Annotated in this window: 21 protein-coding genes; 1 reads left to right on the forward strand and 20 read right to left on the reverse strand. The window is 45.1% G+C overall.

The window, feature by feature from the left end; all coding sequences use genetic code 11:
• Positions 1-119: 119 nt before the first annotated feature.
• From dprA to NV381_RS06380, 4 genes are all read right to left on the reverse strand, one after another.
• Positions 120-1,223, reverse strand: coding sequence for a DNA-processing protein DprA (dprA, locus tag NV381_RS06365; RefSeq protein ID WP_258212428.1), 1,104 nt, complete (start codon positions 1,221-1,223; stop codon positions 120-122).
• 107 nt (positions 1,224-1,330) lie between these two features.
• Positions 1,331-2,263, reverse strand: coding sequence for a succinate--CoA ligase subunit alpha (sucD, locus tag NV381_RS06370; RefSeq protein WP_258212429.1), 933 nt, complete (start codon positions 2,261-2,263; stop codon positions 1,331-1,333).
• 66 nt (positions 2,264-2,329) lie between these two features.
• Positions 2,330-3,490: an ADP-forming succinate--CoA ligase subunit beta gene (gene sucC / locus NV381_RS06375; RefSeq protein WP_258212430.1), complete on the reverse strand. Its 1,161-nt coding sequence runs from the start codon at positions 3,488-3,490 to the stop codon at positions 2,330-2,332.
• Positions 3,491-3,839: 349 nt separating this feature from the next.
• A complete protein-coding gene (locus tag NV381_RS06380) occupies positions 3,840-4,100 on the reverse strand; it encodes a hypothetical protein (RefSeq protein WP_258212431.1) in 261 nt (86 codons plus the stop codon).
• Between the two features lie 168 nt (positions 4,101-4,268).
• Between NV381_RS06380 and NV381_RS06385 the strand changes: the two genes are divergently transcribed.
• On the forward strand, positions 4,269-5,822 hold the full coding sequence (locus NV381_RS06385; RefSeq protein ID WP_258212432.1) for a YifB family Mg chelatase-like AAA ATPase: 1,554 nt from the start codon (positions 4,269-4,271) through the stop codon (positions 5,820-5,822).
• 98 nt (positions 5,823-5,920) lie between these two features.
• On the opposite strand, the gene NV381_RS06390 is transcribed toward NV381_RS06385, so the two are convergent.
• From NV381_RS06390 to ftsY, 16 genes are all read right to left on the reverse strand, one after another.
• Positions 5,921-6,091, reverse strand: a complete 171-nt coding sequence (locus tag NV381_RS06390; protein WP_258212433.1) for a hypothetical protein — start codon at positions 6,089-6,091, stop codon at positions 5,921-5,923.
• A gap of 104 nt (positions 6,092-6,195) precedes the next feature.
• Entirely contained in the window at positions 6,196-6,516 is a 321-nt protein-coding gene (locus tag NV381_RS06395) for an SPW repeat domain-containing protein (RefSeq protein ID WP_258212434.1), read from the reverse strand.
• 123 nt (positions 6,517-6,639) lie between these two features.
• Complete coding sequence (locus tag NV381_RS06400) at positions 6,640-7,014, reverse strand: YraN family protein (protein WP_258212435.1); 375 nt, start codon at positions 7,012-7,014, stop codon at positions 6,640-6,642.
• Complete coding sequence (locus NV381_RS06405) at positions 7,007-7,315, reverse strand: EscU/YscU/HrcU family type III secretion system export apparatus switch protein (protein WP_258212436.1); 309 nt, start codon at positions 7,313-7,315, stop codon at positions 7,007-7,009. The genes NV381_RS06400 and NV381_RS06405 overlap by 8 nt, the downstream gene beginning before the upstream one ends.
• A complete protein-coding gene (locus tag NV381_RS06410; protein ID WP_258212437.1) occupies positions 7,312-9,321 on the reverse strand; it encodes a hypothetical protein in 2,010 nt (669 codons plus the stop codon). The genes NV381_RS06405 and NV381_RS06410 overlap by 4 nt, the downstream gene beginning before the upstream one ends.
• A gap of 82 nt (positions 9,322-9,403) precedes the next feature.
• Positions 9,404-10,021 carry a ribonuclease HII gene (locus NV381_RS06415; RefSeq protein WP_258212438.1) on the reverse strand — a complete coding sequence of 206 codons (618 nt, stop codon included), beginning with the start codon at positions 10,019-10,021 and terminating at the stop codon, positions 9,404-9,406.
• A gap of 126 nt (positions 10,022-10,147) precedes the next feature.
• Positions 10,148-11,017, reverse strand: coding sequence for a ribosome biogenesis GTPase YlqF (gene ylqF / locus NV381_RS06420; RefSeq protein WP_258212439.1), 870 nt, complete (start codon positions 11,015-11,017; stop codon positions 10,148-10,150).
• Positions 11,018-11,064: 47 nt separating this feature from the next.
• Positions 11,065-11,637, reverse strand: coding sequence for a signal peptidase I (gene lepB, locus NV381_RS06425; RefSeq protein WP_258212440.1), 573 nt, complete (start codon positions 11,635-11,637; stop codon positions 11,065-11,067).
• An 83-nt stretch (positions 11,638-11,720) separates the two neighbouring features.
• The gene (rplS, locus tag NV381_RS06430) at positions 11,721-12,062 is read right to left on the reverse strand and encodes a 50S ribosomal protein L19 (protein ID WP_171651646.1); all 342 of its coding nucleotides are present in this window, start codon (positions 12,060-12,062) and stop codon (positions 11,721-11,723) included.
• Between the two features lie 471 nt (positions 12,063-12,533).
• A complete protein-coding gene (trmD, locus tag NV381_RS06435; protein WP_258212441.1) occupies positions 12,534-13,289 on the reverse strand; it encodes a tRNA (guanosine(37)-N1)-methyltransferase TrmD in 756 nt (251 codons plus the stop codon).
• Positions 13,289-13,810: a ribosome maturation factor RimM gene (gene rimM, locus NV381_RS06440; protein ID WP_258212442.1), complete on the reverse strand. Its 522-nt coding sequence runs from the start codon at positions 13,808-13,810 to the stop codon at positions 13,289-13,291. The genes trmD and rimM overlap by 1 nt, the downstream gene beginning before the upstream one ends.
• 81 nt (positions 13,811-13,891) lie before the next feature.
• Positions 13,892-14,122: a KH domain-containing protein gene (locus NV381_RS06445; protein ID WP_171651649.1), complete on the reverse strand. Its 231-nt coding sequence runs from the start codon at positions 14,120-14,122 to the stop codon at positions 13,892-13,894.
• 21 nt (positions 14,123-14,143) lie between these two features.
• Positions 14,144-14,416 carry a 30S ribosomal protein S16 gene (rpsP, locus tag NV381_RS06450; protein WP_171651650.1) on the reverse strand — a complete coding sequence of 91 codons (273 nt, stop codon included), beginning with the start codon at positions 14,414-14,416 and terminating at the stop codon, positions 14,144-14,146.
• Positions 14,417-14,471: 55 nt separating this feature from the next.
• A complete protein-coding gene (ffh, locus tag NV381_RS06455) occupies positions 14,472-15,848 on the reverse strand; it encodes a signal recognition particle protein (RefSeq protein ID WP_258212443.1) in 1,377 nt (458 codons plus the stop codon).
• Positions 15,849-15,909: 61 nt separating this feature from the next.
• Positions 15,910-16,245: a putative DNA-binding protein gene (locus tag NV381_RS06460; protein WP_379370775.1), complete on the reverse strand. Its 336-nt coding sequence runs from the start codon at positions 16,243-16,245 to the stop codon at positions 15,910-15,912.
• Between the two features lie 145 nt (positions 16,246-16,390).
• Positions 16,391-17,398 carry a signal recognition particle-docking protein FtsY gene (ftsY, locus tag NV381_RS06465; RefSeq protein WP_258212445.1) on the reverse strand — a complete coding sequence of 336 codons (1,008 nt, stop codon included), beginning with the start codon at positions 17,396-17,398 and terminating at the stop codon, positions 16,391-16,393.
• Positions 17,399-17,449 lie beyond the last annotated feature (51 nt).

The following is a 17,449-nucleotide window of genomic DNA, read 5'->3' on the forward strand; positions in this document are numbered from 1 at the left end:
TCCCCCCTCGATTATAAGATATAGTGAAATCCTCACTTGTAGTGAGAATGAAGCTGGCTATCATATCTCATGCTGCCTTTGCTTCTACTCAATTTTCTGCAGGTTCTCACTTAAGTATTTCAATTTAAAGCGTAGATGGACCCAGATAACTGCTCTACTCGCTTTGTCAATAGTAAATTTAACAGAACTGCGTGCAAATGTCCAAAGGTAAATTGACTTTTGGCTAACAGCTCATCAATAGATAGGGCTTGATTTTGCAGTAAATTTACAATAAATTGCTCATCAGTCGATAAGCCGGGCTTGATTTCCACTACACGCTTACTATATGCGGATTGAACATCCGGTATCCGATGTGTGTATTCCTCCAAAATATCTTGAACGTCGCTGACTAACTTGGCACCTTGTTTTATCAACGCTATAGTACCTTGACTTTTCGGTGAAGAGATGGGCCCCGGTACAGCAAAGACGTCACGTGATTCTTCCAAAGCCTGATCTACTGTAATTAGTGATCCGCTGCGAAGAGCGGCCTCTACTACAAGCACACCAAGACTTAAACCTGCAATAATCCGATTCCGCTGTGGAAATAATCCTGGATGCGGTTTAGTTTGCAAAGGATATTCGCTTATAATTAAGCCTTTGTCGGCAATAAGCTGATACAGCAGCTTGTTCTCAGGAGGATAAACATGCTCAATGCTGCAGCCCAGAACGGCGATGGTGCCTCCGCTCTCCCGGAGAGCAGCTTCATGTGCGGCACTATCGATTCCTCTAGCCATTCCGCTGACAATACATAGCTGCGATGCTGACAGCGCTTCCGACAGCTGTTCAGTCGTTTTGCGCCCATAGACTGTCGGCGTTCGAGTCCCAACGACTGCAATGCACGGGCGTTTCATTAGATGCGGATTCCCCCGATAATATAAAACCCACGGCGGTTGTGCAGTCTCCTTAAGAAGAGTCGGATACTCCTCATCGAAGTAAGTAACGATACCGATTCCCTTACTATTATATCCTTCCAGCAGGATTTCCATTTTTTTAGGCGTGAGCTCATAAAGATTCCTCGCTAATTCAACTGCACGAGAAGGAGTCAAACCCAATGCCTGCCAATCAGCAGCTTGCAAATGCAACATTTCGGATAGTTCTGGAAAGTGGTTAACAATTCTTTGAATGGTTTTCCAGCCTATATTTTCAATGTGATGAAGAGCTATTAAAATGTTTGTATTGTTCATTAGTATATATCACTCCTTCATTGAGAACAACTTTTGACCGATACGAACGAAAAAAAGCCCTCTACTCCCTTATCAGGAATAGAAGGCTGCTTGCCTATCTACTTCATTTATTTTTTAGTGATACATTTGTCCAAGAGACCTTTTTCTTCCAAAACACTCACAAGAGTGGAGCCCATTTCAGAAGGTGTAGGAGCAACCTTGATACCGCAGCGTTCCAATGTAGATACTTTCTCTGCTGCTGTACCTTTACCACCGGAAATAATCGCGCCAGCATGGCCCATACGTTTGCCTGGAGGAGCTGTTTGTCCGCCAATGAAGCCTACAACCGGCTTTTTCATATTAGCAGCAATCCACTCGGCAGCTTCTTCTTCAGCAGTACCGCCGATTTCGCCGATCATAATAACCGCGTAAGTATCTGGGTCTTCATTAAACAGTGTCAAAATATCAATAAACTCAGAGCCCTTCACCGGGTCTCCACCAATACCTACAGCAGAGGATTGTCCAATGCCGCGGGTCGTCAATTGATGAACGGCTTCATAGGTCAATGTTCCGCTACGGGATACTACGCCTACATGACCAGGAGTATGGATATACCCCGGCATGATTCCGATTTTAATTTCACCTGGTGTAATAAGACCCGGGCAGTTCGGTCCGATCAAACGAGTTTTCTTACCTTCCATGTAACGAGACACTTTAACCATATCCAGTACTGGAATGCCTTCAGTTATACAAATCGTCAGATCAAGCTCAGCATCTACTGCTTCCATAATAGCATCAGCCGCGAAAGCTGGTGGAACATAAATAACGGATACAGTCGCACCGGTTGCTTCTTTGGCTTGTGCTACTGTGTTGAAAACCGGCAAGGAAACTACGGAGCCATTATCCAAAGTAATATCGATATTGGTTCCGCCTTTACCTGGAGTTACACCGCCAACCATTTGCGTACCGTATTCCAAACCACCCTTAGTGTGGAACATGCCCACGGAACCTGTGATCCCTTGTGTAATTACTTTTGTATCTTTATTAATTAAAATACTCATTTGATTTGGTCACATCCCTTGATTTTTTTCACGAAGAAGTCGTGGAGTTTAGTACAATGGTACGAATTACGATACAAGAGCAACAATCTTTTGTGCTCCATCCGCCATTGAATCGGCTGCCACAATATTTAAACCGGACTCATTCAAAATCTTCTTGCCGAGGTCAACATTCGTGCCTTCCAGACGGACAACCAAAGGACGGCTTAAGCCCACTTGTTTAGCAGCTTCAACTACTCCGTTAGCAATTACGTCACATTTCATGATGCCGCCGAAAATGTTAACGAAAATACCTTTTACAGCCTCGTCAGAAAGAATAATTTTAAAAGCCTCGGTTACTTTCTCCGCTGTAGCACCGCCCCCTACATCAAGGAAGTTGGCCGGGTCGCCACCGTAATATTTAATAATATCCATAGTTGCCATAGCAAGACCTGCGCCGTTAACCAAGCAACCGATGTTTCCATCAAGTGCGATGTAGCTCAAATCATACTTGGAAGCTTGAATTTCCTTTGCATCTTCTTCTTCCAAATCACGAAGCTCAAGAATGTCTTTGTGACGGTACAATGCGTTGGAATCAAAGTTCAACTTCGCATCCAAAGCCATAACATCCCCGCTGCCTGTTACAACAAGAGGATTGATTTCTGCAATGGAGCAATCTTTTTCAACAAACGCTGTATACAAGGCAATCATAAACTTAACTGCTTTATTTACTAATTCAGACGGTATGTTAATGGCATAGGCCAGCTTGCGTGCTTGGAATGCTTGCAAACCAATCGCAGGATCGATCACTTCTTTGAAAATTTTCTCAGGAGAATGCTCAGCAACTTCCTCAATCTCCGTACCGCCTTCTTCAGACGCCATCATTACTACACGCCCTGTTCCACGGTCTACAACGACACCGATGTAGTATTCTTTCTTAATATCGCAGCCTTGTTCAATTAACAGGCGCTTTACTTCTTTACCTTCAGGACCTGTTTGGTGAGTTACAAGAACCTTACCCAAAATTTCCTGTGCGTATGTACGGACTTCGTCCAGGTTTTTGGCAATTTTAACGCCACCTGCTTTACCGCGTCCGCCTGCATGAATTTGTGCTTTAACTACAACTACGGAAGTTCCGAGCTGCTTAGCTGCCTCAACTGCTTCATCGACTGTAAAAGCAACTTTTCCTTCAGGTACGGCAACCCCATATTGCTTTAGTACTTGTTTGCCTTGGTACTCATGGATATTCATTTAGCAAAATCCTCCTATCAGTTATAGCTTACTATTTGAATCAGAACTTGCGGCTCGTACGCGAGTCCCGCATCAAACGAAGAATTCTTTCGCTGCAAATCATGCGGAATCCTGCTTGCTGCAGCCAGTGCAACAAAACCTTCATAATTGTACCACTTTTCTTCGACGGTTTCCTCTTTTTTTCTTGTAAAGCTGTCATTTTTCAATCAATCTTTTTTATGCCACTGAAAAATTTCACGTATTATATCATTCCCAAGGAAATAGAAAGCATAACAAAAACGCATTCTTCTGAACAATCTTTCAGAAAAATGCGCTGAATTCTCATTGGCATAGCCATCCATATTAATAATCACGTATAGCTGGGATCTGTGGACGTCGTCATCCGCGGTTCTCTCTCTGCTTGCTTAATAAACCGCATTTCATTGCCCGTGAAGCTGCACACCAAGCATTGAATAATAGGTTCTGCTTCTTGAATTTGTTGAGCTTCTGTTACCTCTTGTACAGAGCCTGATAGAGCATCCTTAAGAAACCGCTGCGAGAAACTTGAAATCACACTGAATTTTACCCGGTTTGATCTACAGTTTGGACAGAAATAAGGTTTGTCCTGCATTTCTCATCACCTCTTTATCTGTATAACCAGTTTTCATCAGGTTTAACCGTTGACTCTAAAGTGAATTGCCAAAAACTGTGCTTGCATGTACAATTAAACCAAATCATAAGGCATATAAGGAAGCACCTTTGGCCATGGATCTTATTCCAAGGAGAGGTGTTCTTTGTTATGTACGGTAAAGTAATAAGTGCCTGCTTGCATGGTGTTGAAGGAAAACTGGTCGAGGTAGAAGTGGATTTAAGTAATGGTCTCCCTCAAATGAATATAGTAGGCTTGCCGGACAGCGCTGTCAAAGAATCGATGGAGCGCGTACGTGCGGCTATAAAAAACTGCGGATACACGTTTCCTTTACAGCGAATCACTGTGAATTTGGCTCCCGCTGATGTTCGCAAGGAAGGAGCTGCATTCGATTTGGCCATCGCTCTCGGTATTTTAGCCACCAGCGGGCAGCTAAAGCTGGAGCAGCCAGAGGATACTCTGATTTTGGGGGAGCTTGCGCTGGACGGCTCTGTCCGTCCGGTTCCAGGCGTTCTGTCCATGATGGCTAACGCCAAGGATAAAGGAATAGAGCGCGTCATCGTTCCACGCCACAATGCGGAAGAAGCCGCACTTATCGCAGGGATGAAGGTATCGTCATTGTCCCATATTAGCGAGCTTCAACAGGACAAGATTATTGTTAATGATACTAATATTTATCGGCATTTAATAAATCCGGACAGTAAAGCTGATGATGCCCTTTCATATAGTGAGGATTACAGCGATGTGTGCGGACAACTGCATGTTAAAAGAGCTTTGATGATATGTGCCGCAGGTATGCACAATATTATACTGTTAGGTCCTCCAGGTACTGGCAAAACAATGCTGGTTAAAAGATTGCCTACGATCCTCCCTGACATGTCCGAGCAGGAGTCGTTGGATGTGACGAAAATATACAGCGCCTCCGGAAAATTTTCCGACCGCAGCAGCTTGATTAGTAAACGCCCCTTCCGTATGCCTCACCATACGATCTCAGCTGCTGGATTAGTCGGAGGAGGCACTATTCCCAAGCCAGGTGAAATCAGCCTAGCTCATCGCGGCGTACTATTTCTTGACGAGCTCCCCGAATTCTCAAGAGCCGTGCTTGAAGTTCTTCGGCAGCCTCTTGAAGACCGGCATGTGACGATTGGACGAGCCCGTGCAGTATATAGCTTCCCAGCTCAGTTTATTATGGCTGCTTCAATGAACCCTTGTCCGTGCGGATATTTTGGTGCTGAAACTGCTTCACATCCCTGCACATGCAGCCCGTTGAAGATTGAACACTATCGTTCCAAAATTTCGGGTCCCCTGCTTGACCGGATCGATCTGCAGGTAGAGGTTCCTCGAATCGATTATGCTCAAATTCTGGAAGCTCAGCCGCAGCTGTCCTCACTGGAAATGAAAGAACAAGTGGATCGTGTGAGGCACATTCAGCTTGAACGTTATAAAAAATGTGGCATCATGTTTAACGGTGAGCTTACAGGCAAGCTTCTGAAAATACATTGCAGACTTCAAACCGATGCTGAAATGCTGCTTCGGAAATCATTTGAAATCTTAGGATTAAGCGTGCGAGCCTATGACCGTGTCTTAAAAATAGCCCGAACGATTGCTGATATTGAAGAAAGTGTACACATAGAGTCCCCCCACATTGCCGAAGCGTTGCAATACCGGAGCCTGGATAAAAAAAACTATTCTCGTTCTTTTTAATTTAAAAATTTTTATACGGGTTGAATCAAACAAAAGCCTAAAGCTCAACCTTGACGGAGGAGTTTTAGGCTTCTAAGTAGAAAAACTACGCTCATTTATTAACTGTTTTTGCCGATATCATTTTCCAATTCATTGGTAACCGTATTGTTCTCTTCATTTTCGCGGTAATAGTAAGCAAAAACACCGTCTTCAGTCGGGTAATAAACGTAGTCATTATTCTGCTCAGATATAAAATAATCTTTAAACATTGTTTTTACCTTGGAAAACACAGCTATCCCCTTCTTCTCGATAAGTTAATAGGTAAAGTCTGCACGTTTCTTGTACTAAATATGCAGTTATTATGAATCGAGGGGATATTTATTATTATAGTTGGTTATTGGGATTCAGGAAAAATGAGCGCATAATTAAGCAAAATCGTCGCAAGCCCCAGTATTTCAAGCACCACAATATCCACAATATACATATCGAATGCATTAGGAAAAATGATAAACCATACGCCAGTTAAAAGAGGGGCCCAGTTCATTACAGAAAATTTCCATGGTTTCATACTTGCAAGAAGCGAGAAAATAAACTGGATACTTCCAAATGTGAGACAAGTATAGTATTCTGTGCTATTTCCCGTGAAGCCAAAAATCCAAGGGGTGAATATAAACCATACGCCAATAAAAGAAGACAATACATTTTTGACAATCATGGTCACACCTCCATCTGCTTGCTCTATCATATTTTATATATATGCAAGCGATTTCATAGATGTGACATAACCTTTAAACTATTCTTGAGAAATACAAAAAAAAGCACTCTAAGCCATTTCCTGCTAGAATGCGTTCGGTATATGGTCTAATGTGAGGAGCTGCCCCTCCCTGTCTGTAACAATAGATATGACATCAAACCTTAGTTGGCGATCGAGAAGCTGGTGACGGTGAGTGTAGAAATATGCCGTTTCCCTAACCTTTTGTTGTTTCAAAGCATTAATGGATTCCTGCGGCATGCCGAAGGAAGTACTTCCGCTGCGAGTACGAACCTCAATAATAATCAGCAATTCTCCATCCATACCGATCAAATCAATTTCTCCGGTCCGACAGCGCCAATTTTGAGCCAGAATCGAGTAGTTCAATGCTTGTAGATGCTCAAGCGCATATTGTTCTCCCAATGCACCCAGCATTTTACGTGTAAGCTTCACATTACTCATTAGACCTCTTTCTGATCTGCTGCTGCTTCGCACGACCATCAGAGCGGTAAATAAAGCTTAAAACTTCGGCCACAAGCTTGTACAGCTCCGGAGGAATCTCCTGGTCCAGGTCCAGCTTGGACAAAACCTCAACCAACGAGGAATCCTCTTGGACAGGAACTCCGTTGTCCTTAGCTTTCTTCATGATGGCTTCAGCTACATTCCCCTTACCTTTGGCAACCAATGTGGGGGCACTTTTATTATCAGGCGAATATTTTAGAGCTACCGCTTTTTTGATGGGACTCCGGTTGTTTTCCATCATACGCGAACATCCATTCCTTTGTATGCTTTTTTTCCGTAAACTGCTTGCAGGTGAGAGGTCACAGGGTTTTCCTGCTTATTTCCTGAAGATTCAGCGGATGCCCCTTGTAAATCTTGTCCTTTTTCTGGATATGGACCGCATTTTATGGAGATAAACTGATAGCCAATACTTGAAAGACCTGCCGCAATCTCTTCGCGATTCGATTCCAAAAGCTCATGGATGAAGGGCTGATCATTTAACACACGCAAGCTTACAATTCGGTCCACCACCTGCACATCAACCATCGTATCCCCAAGAGATTTCATTCGGAGATCAAATACAAGACGGCAATTCTGCGCATCGATTTCCCCTCGCGCCCCCTTGCGTGACTGGATATGAACCGCTGCCGTTTGCTCACCGTTCGCATTCATCAACGGTACAAACAATGTAATATGCGAAAACATCGAGGCTCTGTCTGAATTCAATAGCAGCTGCTGACCGGTTATCTGTTGAACGGCCTGTTGAGCAGACTCCTTGAACGCGGGTGGCACATCATCTGCCTGCATCAATTGCAGCAATGCGCTTTTTAACGTTTCACTGGACTTCTGCTGATCTTCCAATGAAGTCGCAGCCGGATTCGGAGTAGCTTGTGTTCCCCATTCGCTATTGGATGAGCCACCTTGGACCATCCTATCAGGCAGTTTGCCAATATGATGCTCATGCTCAATTCCCAATGCCTTCATCATCTTGGGAAGCCAATGGTCATTAGAGCTTGTTTCTTGTGAATTTCCACCACTTGATGTTACAGCTGTTTCAGCTCCCTTTGCTGTATTGCCAGTGGGATTATTGTTAAGTTCCGCAGTGCTCCCGGAGCTAGCCTTGCCAGCTGTTGGAGTTACGCTTTGGCTGGCAAGTGGTGATGGCGTGTTTGTCGCAGTAGGTGCTTGACCAAGTCCGTCATCAGTCGTTACTGCTTGTCCGCCATTCAAACCTGCAGCAGCCGCTCCTACGGTTTGCGCTGTCAGTCTGGATGCAGCTGACGCTTGAGCAGACTGTCCGTTTGGTTCGGCTTGGTCTGAACTGACTGTAGAAGCAGAAGTTCCCGTTACATCACCTTGCGGTAGAGTAGAAGGCCCCGACTTGGGAATGCTGTTATTTCCATTTAACGTCGCTTGTGCACTTCCTGTTTGCCCAGTAAGATTAGAACCTTCATTCATTGAATTCGCAGCACCTGCACCTGATGTTAACAGGGGGCTGGTTGTCACAACGGCCGTACTTTTGGCAGTCTGGGTTTCACTCTCACCTGCGCTCGACAAAACCTCTGTAGCAAGCCCCGTCTGCTGCGGTAGGACTTGATTCGAGGAATCCTTGATCATGGCAACCACTTGCTTCACGGTATCCAGAGCAGATCGTGTTGCGCCTGATAAACCGTGCTCCTCGCCCAGCAACTTGTTCAACTGTGAATCCAGCTGCTGAATCGTTTCATGAAACGCGGGTCCAGCGATTGTTTGTCTTACTGCCGATACCGTATCCAATGTTAGAGGAAGTCCTTTTTGAAAAGCAACAGCTGCTGAAGGAAGCAAATCTTCCATCTGCTGAGAAGTCACCTGAGCCTGGAGTTGAGTGAAGGCTTGAACATTATCCTTCGTAATCGGAATACCCGATTGATGAAGTGTTTGAATGATTTGCCGATTAGGCGCGTTATCCTGCATGGAGACATTCTTAAGCACCTCGGCCAAAGAAGTATCTGCAATTTGCACGCCCGATGCATCTAGTGGCTTAAGCACGATTTGGCCAGACTGCGTTGTTTCCGGCTGAACCTGAAGCAGAGTTACCTCACCTTGCTTCAGAGGTGTTTCCAATTTGGCTCTAACCTGCACGCCGCCAATATTTATAAGTGCGTCCTGATCAGCTAGCAGCTGCAGTACCAACCCTTTAACAACTTCCCCTACCTTTAACTCCAGTTTTCTGGGCTCAGCCGCTTGGGTGTCACCGATTAAGCTTCGAATTAATCCGCTAATATTCAAGACCGCACACCTTCCAGCAATTTATATTTATCTATTATATCGGCTTTTGTTGATACATCTTGCAGTGTTTCCAGGTGCTCTGTTAAAAAAGCTCCTGCTGTTCTACCTCAACCAAAATATTTTTCAGGAATGTTTTTCGATGAAGGGAAGTTGCGCCGTATTCTTGAATGCGTTCACGATGCAGCTTTGTTGCATAACCCTTATGTAAGGCGATACCATACTCTGGAAACTGTACCTCCCACTGTAAACACATACGGTCGCGGGTAACTTTAGCGATAATCGACGCAGCAGCAATCGACTGACTTAATGCGTCTCCATGAATGATAGCCATTTGCTCCAATGGGAGATCGACCTTCTCAGCGTCCACCAATAAATAATCAGGGCATGGATCCAGCTTCTCTACAGCTTGCTTCATGGCTAGACGCGCCGCTTGCTTAATATTAATTTGTTCTATCGTCCTCACGTCTACTATTCCAATTCCGATAGAGATAGCTTCCTTATTGATCAATTCGTATAAATGCTCCCGTTTCTTTACACTCAGCTTCTTTGAATCATTTACTTCTTCCAAAACGAGCCCTGGGGGTAAAATAACTGCTGCAGCAACCACATCCCCAAACAGACAGCCTCTTCCAACTTCATCTACTCCGGCTACATGGAGCATCCCCTGATTCCAAATCGATTGCTCATATTCCAAAAGCATATATGTATTTCTTCCTTTCTCTACAGCAAAAAAAGCTTGTACAGCACATTATACTAGAAACGATGTCTGCCGGAAACGAATAAAAAACAAAAAAGCCACCCCTGAGGAGTGACCGGCTTGCAAGATTTATACTTCACTTGGCGTTTCAAGACTAATTCTACCCATTTTGCCTGCACGCAGCTCCCGTAGAATAGTTAAGGATGCCTTGTCCAAATCTACCCGGCCGCCGCTTAACAGAGCTCCTCTTTTTCGCCCTATTGCTTCCATTACCTCAATGACGGCATCCGTATCACTAGGATCTTCCGGCAGCTTCTCGATACCAAAGCGTTCTTTTAAAGACGATCCATAGTGAGTGCACAGATAACGAACTGCATACAAAGCAATATCGGCTGTATACAACAGCTCTTCCTTAATGGCACCTGTAACAGCAAGCCGCATACCGACTTCTTGATCCTCAAACTTCGGCCACAAAATACCTGGAGTATCCAGCAGTTCCATCTCTGTTCCTACCTTGATCCATTGCTGGCCTTTAGTAACACCCGGCTTGTCTCCGGTGGCCGCTATTTTGCGTCCCGCCAATCGATTGATCAGTGTCGATTTTCCGACATTCGGAATACCGACAATAAGTCCACGTACCGCTCGAGGATTAATCCCTTTTCTAATTTGCGTCTCGAACTTCGCAGCCATAAGCTGCTTACAACGCGACATGATCTCTTTCATCTGATTCCCATTAGCTGCATCTACCGGCAATGCTTGAAGCCCTTTATCAGCAAAATAGGTAACCCATTGAGCAGTTACTTCAGGGTCAGCCAAATCATTTTTGTTCAGAAGCACCAAACGCGGTTTATTTTGTAAAATTTCATCAATCATCGGGTTTCTGCTGGAAAGCGGAATTCGTGCATCCAACAGTTCAATCACGACATCAATCAGCTTGAGCTTTGCCTCAATTTGTCGGCGAGCTCTTGTCATGTGACCTGGAAACCATTGTATCGTCATACGGTCACCTCAACTTTTTTCAGTACAGCAGCAGTTCTTTCTATATTTCACATATGAACTAAGCTGATATTTTTGAATGGCCAAAAAATTAAATCGGCCCTTCCTACAATTTTATCATATTCAATAAACCCGATATCGCGGCTATCTGCGCTGTTCGACCGGTTGTCTCCCATTACGAATACCGTTCCATCGGCAACTGTTTTTTCTGAGTAATTTCTCGAATTATAGGGTGTCCCTCTTTTGGCTGCATCATCCAGAGCTTGCTTTAAGTAAGGCTCATCTAACAATTTGCCGTTAACATATACTTTGTCGCCTTCCACCTTAACGGTTTCACCAGGCAGTGCGATCACACGCTTTATGTAATCCTTATCTTTAGTCGCATGAAATACAATTACTTCACCGCGTTCCGGTTTTCCCATCGAATAAATAATTTTATTCACTATCAATCGTTCACCGGTGTGGAAATTCGGCTCCATGGACGGCCCTTCGACAATAAAGGGGGCAAAAATCAACCAGCGAATAAAAAAAACGAGAGCCGCAGCAATCAGCAGCGCTTTAACCCATTCCCATGCTTCATTTTTGAGTGGATTCGATTTCTCCATGGTTTGTTCTTGCTCCATATCAGACCTGCCCTTTCAACAAAATAATGTCTCCAAAAAAAACGAAAGGGAGCTTGGTAAACAAGCCCCCGTTTGTTTTCTTCTTAGCGAATCTCTTGAATTCTAGCTGCTTTACCACGAAGACCACGCAGGTAGTATAGCTTCGCACGACGAACTTTACCACGGCGAGCCACTTCGAGCTTGTCAATCTTCGGGGAATTTAAAGGAAACGTTCTTTCAACGCCTACACCGTAAGAAATTTTTCTAACAGTAAAGGTTTCGCTGATTCCGCCCCCGCGGCGTTTGATAACAACACCTTCGAAAAGCTGAATCCGTTCGCGGGATCCCTCGATAACTTTCACGTGAACCTTAACAGTGTCACCTGGACGAAACTTAGGTAGATCTTGGCGAATTTGTTCTTTTGTAATTTCTTGAATTAAACTCATATATGACTTCCTCCTTCCACTTAGGTGTTCATTCCGCCTCCGATGTCGAATCTATAGATGTCATGCGTAGAGGACCACCGTAATCGGGCAAAAATGCCACAACGTTGTATATATTATCATAAAGGGGGAACGAATACAAGGGGTCCCGACAATCCCCACCCAAACCCTCCCCGCTGGGAGGGCCCCAAGGGCTGCCGCCCTCTGGACACCTGCTGGTGCACCTTAGGTAGTTTGATGGAGGGATCGCTATCGTCCCTACGAGACACGCTTTACGTTGGATCTCCCGCATGTAGGAACGCTATCGTCCTAACGGACACGCTCTCAGTTGGAGCATGAACCATCCGTTATTGCGTTAAGCTACTGTTTTAGAAGCGGCTGTTTTGCCACGCAAAACACGGCTGTCCCTTTGGGATGCGCTTAAACCTTAGAGCTAAAGACTTAGATGCTAAGCTTAAGGATATAAACAGAAAGCTACTGCCCGCTGTCCCGATTTCTACCCTTTTGCTCCTCCAGCCACTGCTTCTCCTTAGCTGTCAGCTCCACTTGCTCCAGCAGCTCAGGACGTTTCTGCCAAGTTCGCCAAATCGCCTGCCGTCTACGCCACTGCTCAATGTTAGCATGATGGCCAGAAACTAATATTTCTGGGACCTCCCAGTCGCGGAATTGAACGGGTCTTGTATAATGCGGATATTCCAGCAAGCCCGTGCTAAAGGAATCTGTGACCGCAGAGGTTTCATTGCCTAGCACGCCCGGCAGAAGCCGGACAACACTATCGATGACGACCATAGCAGGCAGTTCACCGCCTGTTAGAACATAGTCTCCAATGGATAGCTCATCAGTAACGAGATACTCTCGGATCCGCTCATCATAGCCCTCATAATGACCACAAATGAAGATGAGGTGCTCTTCCTTTGACAACTCCTCTGCTTTACGCTGTGAAAAGGGCTCTCCCTGAGGGCACATTAAAATAATGCGAGGTTTATTGCTTCCATTTAAAGAGCCTGTTAATGCTTCAACTGCTGAAAAAATCGGCTCCGCCTTCAGTACCATACCCCCACCACCGCCGTAAGGGTAATCGTCTACAGTGTTATGCTTATTATTGGCATAATCACGGAAATTGACTGTATGTAGGTCAACCAATCCCTTGTCACGGGCTTTTCCCAATATGCTCGCTGAAAAGACTCCGTCAAACATGTCGGGAAACAAAGTAAGAACATCGACTCTCATCAGTCCAATAAACCTTCCATAATATGTGCCTTAACCCGCTTCTCGGCAATATTGACCTCTAGGATTACTTCATCGATATAAGGCAATAAAACGGGTTTTCCAACCTCACGTTCAACCACCCATACATCGTTGGCCCCAGGAGATAAAATTTCGCTAATAGTGCCGAGCTCTTCCCCTTCGTCCGTAACTACAGTACAGCCAATGATCTCATGGTGATAGAACTCATCGTCGGGTAGCTCGAACACATACTTTTCTTCCACCTTTAAAAGCCAGCCCTTATACTTCTCAACTTCATTAATGTTGCTGAAGCCTTCAAATTTAATAATGAACAGCTTTTTATGTTCGCGTGCCGATTCCACAATGACAGGTAAGGTCGTATGTTTTTCTGGATCGTAGAAAACTAAAGCGCTTCCTTTGGCAAACCGTTCATCTGGAAAATCCGTCTCAGGAAAAATTTTAAGCTCGCCGCGAATTCCTTGAGTATTCACAATTTTACCGATCGTATATAATTTATCGCTCATGAAAGCCCCTCCGGCCATCTGAATATGAATATATAAATGAAGAAAAAGAGTTAGGATTTCTCCTAACCCTTATCATCTCCATTATGAAACAATTTCAACCGAGACCCGCTTGCTTTCTTTAACTGCTGCTGAAGTGACTACAGTACGAAGCGCTTTTGCAATACGCCCTTGCTTACCGATTACTTTCCCGACATCATCGGGATGAACCGACAGCTTGTACGTAATGTCGCGTTCGTCCTCGTCTACCTTCACGTTTACTTCGTCGGGATGATCAACCAGCGCCTTAGCGATAACGGTTATTAGATCTTTCATAATACCCTCCGAATCGGCAGATTACTTCTGCAGCTTGGACTCGTGAAACTTTTTCATAATGCCTGCTTGACTGAAAAGATTGCGTACAGTATCAGAAGCTTGAGCGCCAGTTTGAAGCCATTTAAGCGCTTTTTCCTCATCAATATTTACGATTGCCGGTTTAGTAATCGGGTTGTAAGTACCAATCTCTTCGATAAAGCGACCGTCACGCGGAGAACGGGAATCCGAAACTACCACACGGTAAAAAGGAGCTTTGTGAGCACCAATACGCTTAAGACGAATACGTGTTGCCATTGAAAATCACCTCCAACTTAGAATAAACTGCCTATGATTTTATTCCTCCTTCGGATTAACCGAACGGGAACTTCATTCCTTTACCGAACTTGCCTTTCAAGCCTTTAAGTCCGCCCTTAGGTCCCTTAGGCCCCATCATGCCGGAAAACTGCTTCATCATCTTGCGCATATCATCGAATTGCTTGATAAAACGGTTCACATCCTGCACCGAGTTGCCGCTGCCTGCAGCCAACCGCTTGCGTCGGCTTGGACTAAGCATGTCCGGATTTTGCCGTTCTTCCTTGGTCATCGATTTAACGATTGCAGCAACACGCGCCATCTGCTTATCGTCTACCTTGATATCCTTAATCCCCTTCATTTTGCCTGCTCCGGGGAGCATATCCAAAATCTGATCGAGTGGTCCAAGCTTCTTTACCTGCTCCATCTGATCGAGGAAATCATCAAAGGTAAATCCGTCGGTCCGCATTTTGCGTTCCATTTCTTTTGCCTTATCGGCATCGATGCCTGCCTGGGCTTTCTCGATCAAGGTAAGCATGTCACCCATACCGAGAATCCGTGAAGCCATCCGATCCGGATGGAACGGCTCCAGAGCATCCATCTTCTCGCCCATTGCCGCAAACTTGATAGGACATCCCGTTACAGCTTTAACTGATATCGCTGCACCACCACGAGTATCACTGTCAAGCTTCGTAAGTACTACACCCGTTAGCTCCAACTGCTTGTGGAAGCTTTCCGCCACATTAACGGCTTCTTGTCCGGTCATCGCGTCGACAACAAGCAGAATTTCATCCGGCTTAACGGCTTCAACGATTTGCTTCAGCTCATCCATCAACGCTTCATCAATATGTAGACGTCCGGCTGTATCGACAATCAAATAGTCATTGCCATGATCTTTGGCATGCTGGAGCGCATTCTTTGCAATTTCAACCGGGCTCACTTGGTCACCCATCGAGAACACGGGAACCTTTATCTGCTCTCCAAGAACCTGGAGCTGCTTGATAGCGGCTGGCCGATATATATCTCCGGCTGCCAGAAGCGGTCGGTGATTTTGCTGCAGGAGCATCTTAGCCAATTTTCCGGTTGTGGTTGTTTTACCCGCCCCTTGCAATCCGACCATCATAATGACAGTAGGTGGACGGTTGGACCGTGCAAGCTTGCTTTGAGATCCACCCATCAATTCCGTCAATTCTTTGTTTACAATGTCAACGACAACCATCGCAGGGGTAAAGCTTTGCAATACTTCCTGCCCGATTGCACGTTCCTTTACTTTGGCAATGAATTCTTTGACGACTTTAAAATTAACATCCGCTTCCAAAAGCGCGAGACGAACTTCGCGGAGCGCTTCGTTCACATCGTCTTCTGTTAGCTTTCCTTTGCCTCTCAGCTTGCTGAACACTTTCTGCAGCCGGTCTGCTAATCCTTCGAATGCCATCCGAATTCACCTCTCAAGTGTTACTTTGCACTTCTTGGTTAAGAGCAGAACCACTTACTTGCTAATCCAGGTTGATCAATTGCTCCATCATAGACTGGGCTTGCTGCCTTTGTTCCGGCTTTAGTTCAGTCATGAATAGTTGAAGCTGCTGCACAACCTGCTGTCTTTGCTCATGCTTCAACAGCAGCTGGAGCTTAGCTTCATAATCCTCGAGCGCAGCTTCCGCCCGTTTTATATGTTCGTAGACCGCTTGACGGCTGATCTGAAACTCAGCAGCAATTTCACCAAGCGAATAATCATCATAAAAGTAATGCTTCAAAAATGTCTGCTGCTTATCGGTCAAAAGCTTCTCATAAAAATCGACCAACATATTGATTCGGTTCGTTTTCGTAAGCATATTGATATTATCTTCCGTCACAGTGCCTCGCCTCCGTTAAGGTAAAACACTTTACAGCAACAACAGTACCTATCATACTCAAAATGAAGAACGATGTCAAGCATCTTTACTTGACAGTTTATTCGCCCTGCTAATTCCCGCTAAACTAACCCTTTTCAGAGGCAGAATTCACTTCGTTTTCAGAAGCAATCCACTTACTGAACAGCGCATTAACGAATTGGTCTGAATCGAACGGCTGTAAATCATCCATTTTTTCACCAAGACCAACGAATTTAACAGGCAGCTTCAGCTCCTGACGAATGGCTACTACAATGCCGCCTTTGGATGTGCTGTCCAACTTCGTTAGCACCAGTCCCGTTAAGCCTGACTTTTCATCGAACATCTTCGCTTGACTTAACGCATTTTGACCTGTGGTAGCGTCCAACACCAGCAAAACCTCATGAGGCGCATCTGGAACTTCGCGGCGAATAACACGGTAAATCTTATTAAGCTCTTCCATCAGGTTGACTTTGTTCTGCAGACGTCCGGCCGTATCACATAATAGCACATCAACGCCCCGGCTTTTAGCTGCATGCAGTGCATCGAACATAACGGCCGCAGGGTCGGAACCGGAATGCTGTTTGATGACCTCCACTCCGGCACGCTGCCCCCAAGCCTCCAGCTGTTCAATCGCACCGGCACGGAACGTGTCACCGGCAGCTAGCATCACCTTTTTCCCTTGCGATTTCAAGTGATGAGCCAGCTTGCCGATCGTTGTAGTCTTACCAACACCATTAACACCAACGAACAAAATTACCGTAAGGCCGGAAGGGGCCATTTTCAAGCCCGCGTTTTCATCACCCTTCAACAGTGCGATAAGCATTTCAGAAAGAATGGGCTGGAGGTCGCTTGGCTCTTCGATCTTCCGTTTGCGCACTTCGGCACGCAGATCTTCAATCAGCTTCATTACCGTATTAACGCCAACGTCAGCGCCAATTAAGATTTCCTCCAGCTCCTCATAAAAATCTTCATCAATCTTTTTGCGGCGACTGAACAGGTCTTCTACCCGCTCAACAAACACATCCCGTGTTTTGGTTAAGCCCTCTTTAAATTTATTCGTAACAGCCTCAGCCTTTGAGGAAATGCTTTCCTTCAGTCGTTTAAAAAAACTCATACCAGCCAAACTCCCTTTACCTTTGATGTGATTATAACTTCTCTCAATTAC

This window comes from Paenibacillus radicis (ex Xue et al. 2023) (assembly GCF_024722015.1).
Classification (GTDB): Bacteria; Bacillota; Bacilli; order Paenibacillales; family NBRC-103111; genus Paenibacillus_S.

Coding starts and splice junctions, on each gene's coding strand:
- dprA (WP_258212428.1), bottom strand. CDS start 1,223: ATGAACAATACAAACATTTTAATAGCTCTTCATCACATTGAAAATATA.
- sucD (WP_258212429.1), bottom strand. CDS start 2,263: ATGAGTATTTTAATTAATAAAGATACAAAAGTAATTACACAAGGGATC.
- sucC (WP_258212430.1), bottom strand. CDS start 3,490: ATGAATATCCATGAGTACCAAGGCAAACAAGTACTAAAGCAATATGGG.
- NV381_RS06380 (WP_258212431.1), bottom strand. CDS start 4,100: ATGCAGGACAAACCTTATTTCTGTCCAAACTGTAGATCAAACCGGGTA.
- NV381_RS06385 (WP_258212432.1), top strand. CDS start 4,269: ATGTACGGTAAAGTAATAAGTGCCTGCTTGCATGGTGTTGAAGGAAAA.
- NV381_RS06395 (WP_258212434.1), bottom strand. CDS start 6,516: ATGATTGTCAAAAATGTATTGTCTTCTTTTATTGGCGTATGGTTTATA.
- NV381_RS06400 (WP_258212435.1), bottom strand. CDS start 7,014: ATGAGTAATGTGAAGCTTACACGTAAAATGCTGGGTGCATTGGGAGAA.
- NV381_RS06405 (WP_258212436.1), bottom strand. CDS start 7,315: ATGATGGAAAACAACCGGAGTCCCATCAAAAAAGCGGTAGCTCTAAAA.
- NV381_RS06415 (WP_258212438.1), bottom strand. CDS start 10,021: ATGCTTTTGGAATATGAGCAATCGATTTGGAATCAGGGGATGCTCCAT.
- ylqF (WP_258212439.1), bottom strand. CDS start 11,017: ATGACGATACAATGGTTTCCAGGTCACATGACAAGAGCTCGCCGACAA.
- lepB (WP_258212440.1), bottom strand. CDS start 11,637: ATGGAGCAAGAACAAACCATGGAGAAATCGAATCCACTCAAAAATGAA.
- rplS (WP_171651646.1), bottom strand. CDS start 12,062: ATGAGTTTAATTCAAGAAATTACAAAAGAACAAATTCGCCAAGATCTA.
- trmD (WP_258212441.1), bottom strand. CDS start 13,289: ATGAGAGTCGATGTTCTTACTTTGTTTCCCGACATGTTTGACGGAGTC.
- rimM (WP_258212442.1), bottom strand. CDS start 13,810: ATGAGCGATAAATTATATACGATCGGTAAAATTGTGAATACTCAAGGA.
- NV381_RS06445 (WP_171651649.1), bottom strand. CDS start 14,122: ATGAAAGATCTAATAACCGTTATCGCTAAGGCGCTGGTTGATCATCCC.
- rpsP (WP_171651650.1), bottom strand. CDS start 14,416: ATGGCAACACGTATTCGTCTTAAGCGTATTGGTGCTCACAAAGCTCCT.
- ffh (WP_258212443.1), bottom strand. CDS start 15,848: ATGGCATTCGAAGGATTAGCAGACCGGCTGCAGAAAGTGTTCAGCAAG.
- NV381_RS06460 (WP_379370775.1), bottom strand. CDS start 16,245: ATGCTTACGAAAACGAACCGAATCAATATGTTGGTCGATTTTTATGAG.
- ftsY (WP_258212445.1), bottom strand. CDS start 17,398: ATGAGTTTTTTTAAACGACTGAAGGAAAGCATTTCCTCAAAGGCTGAG.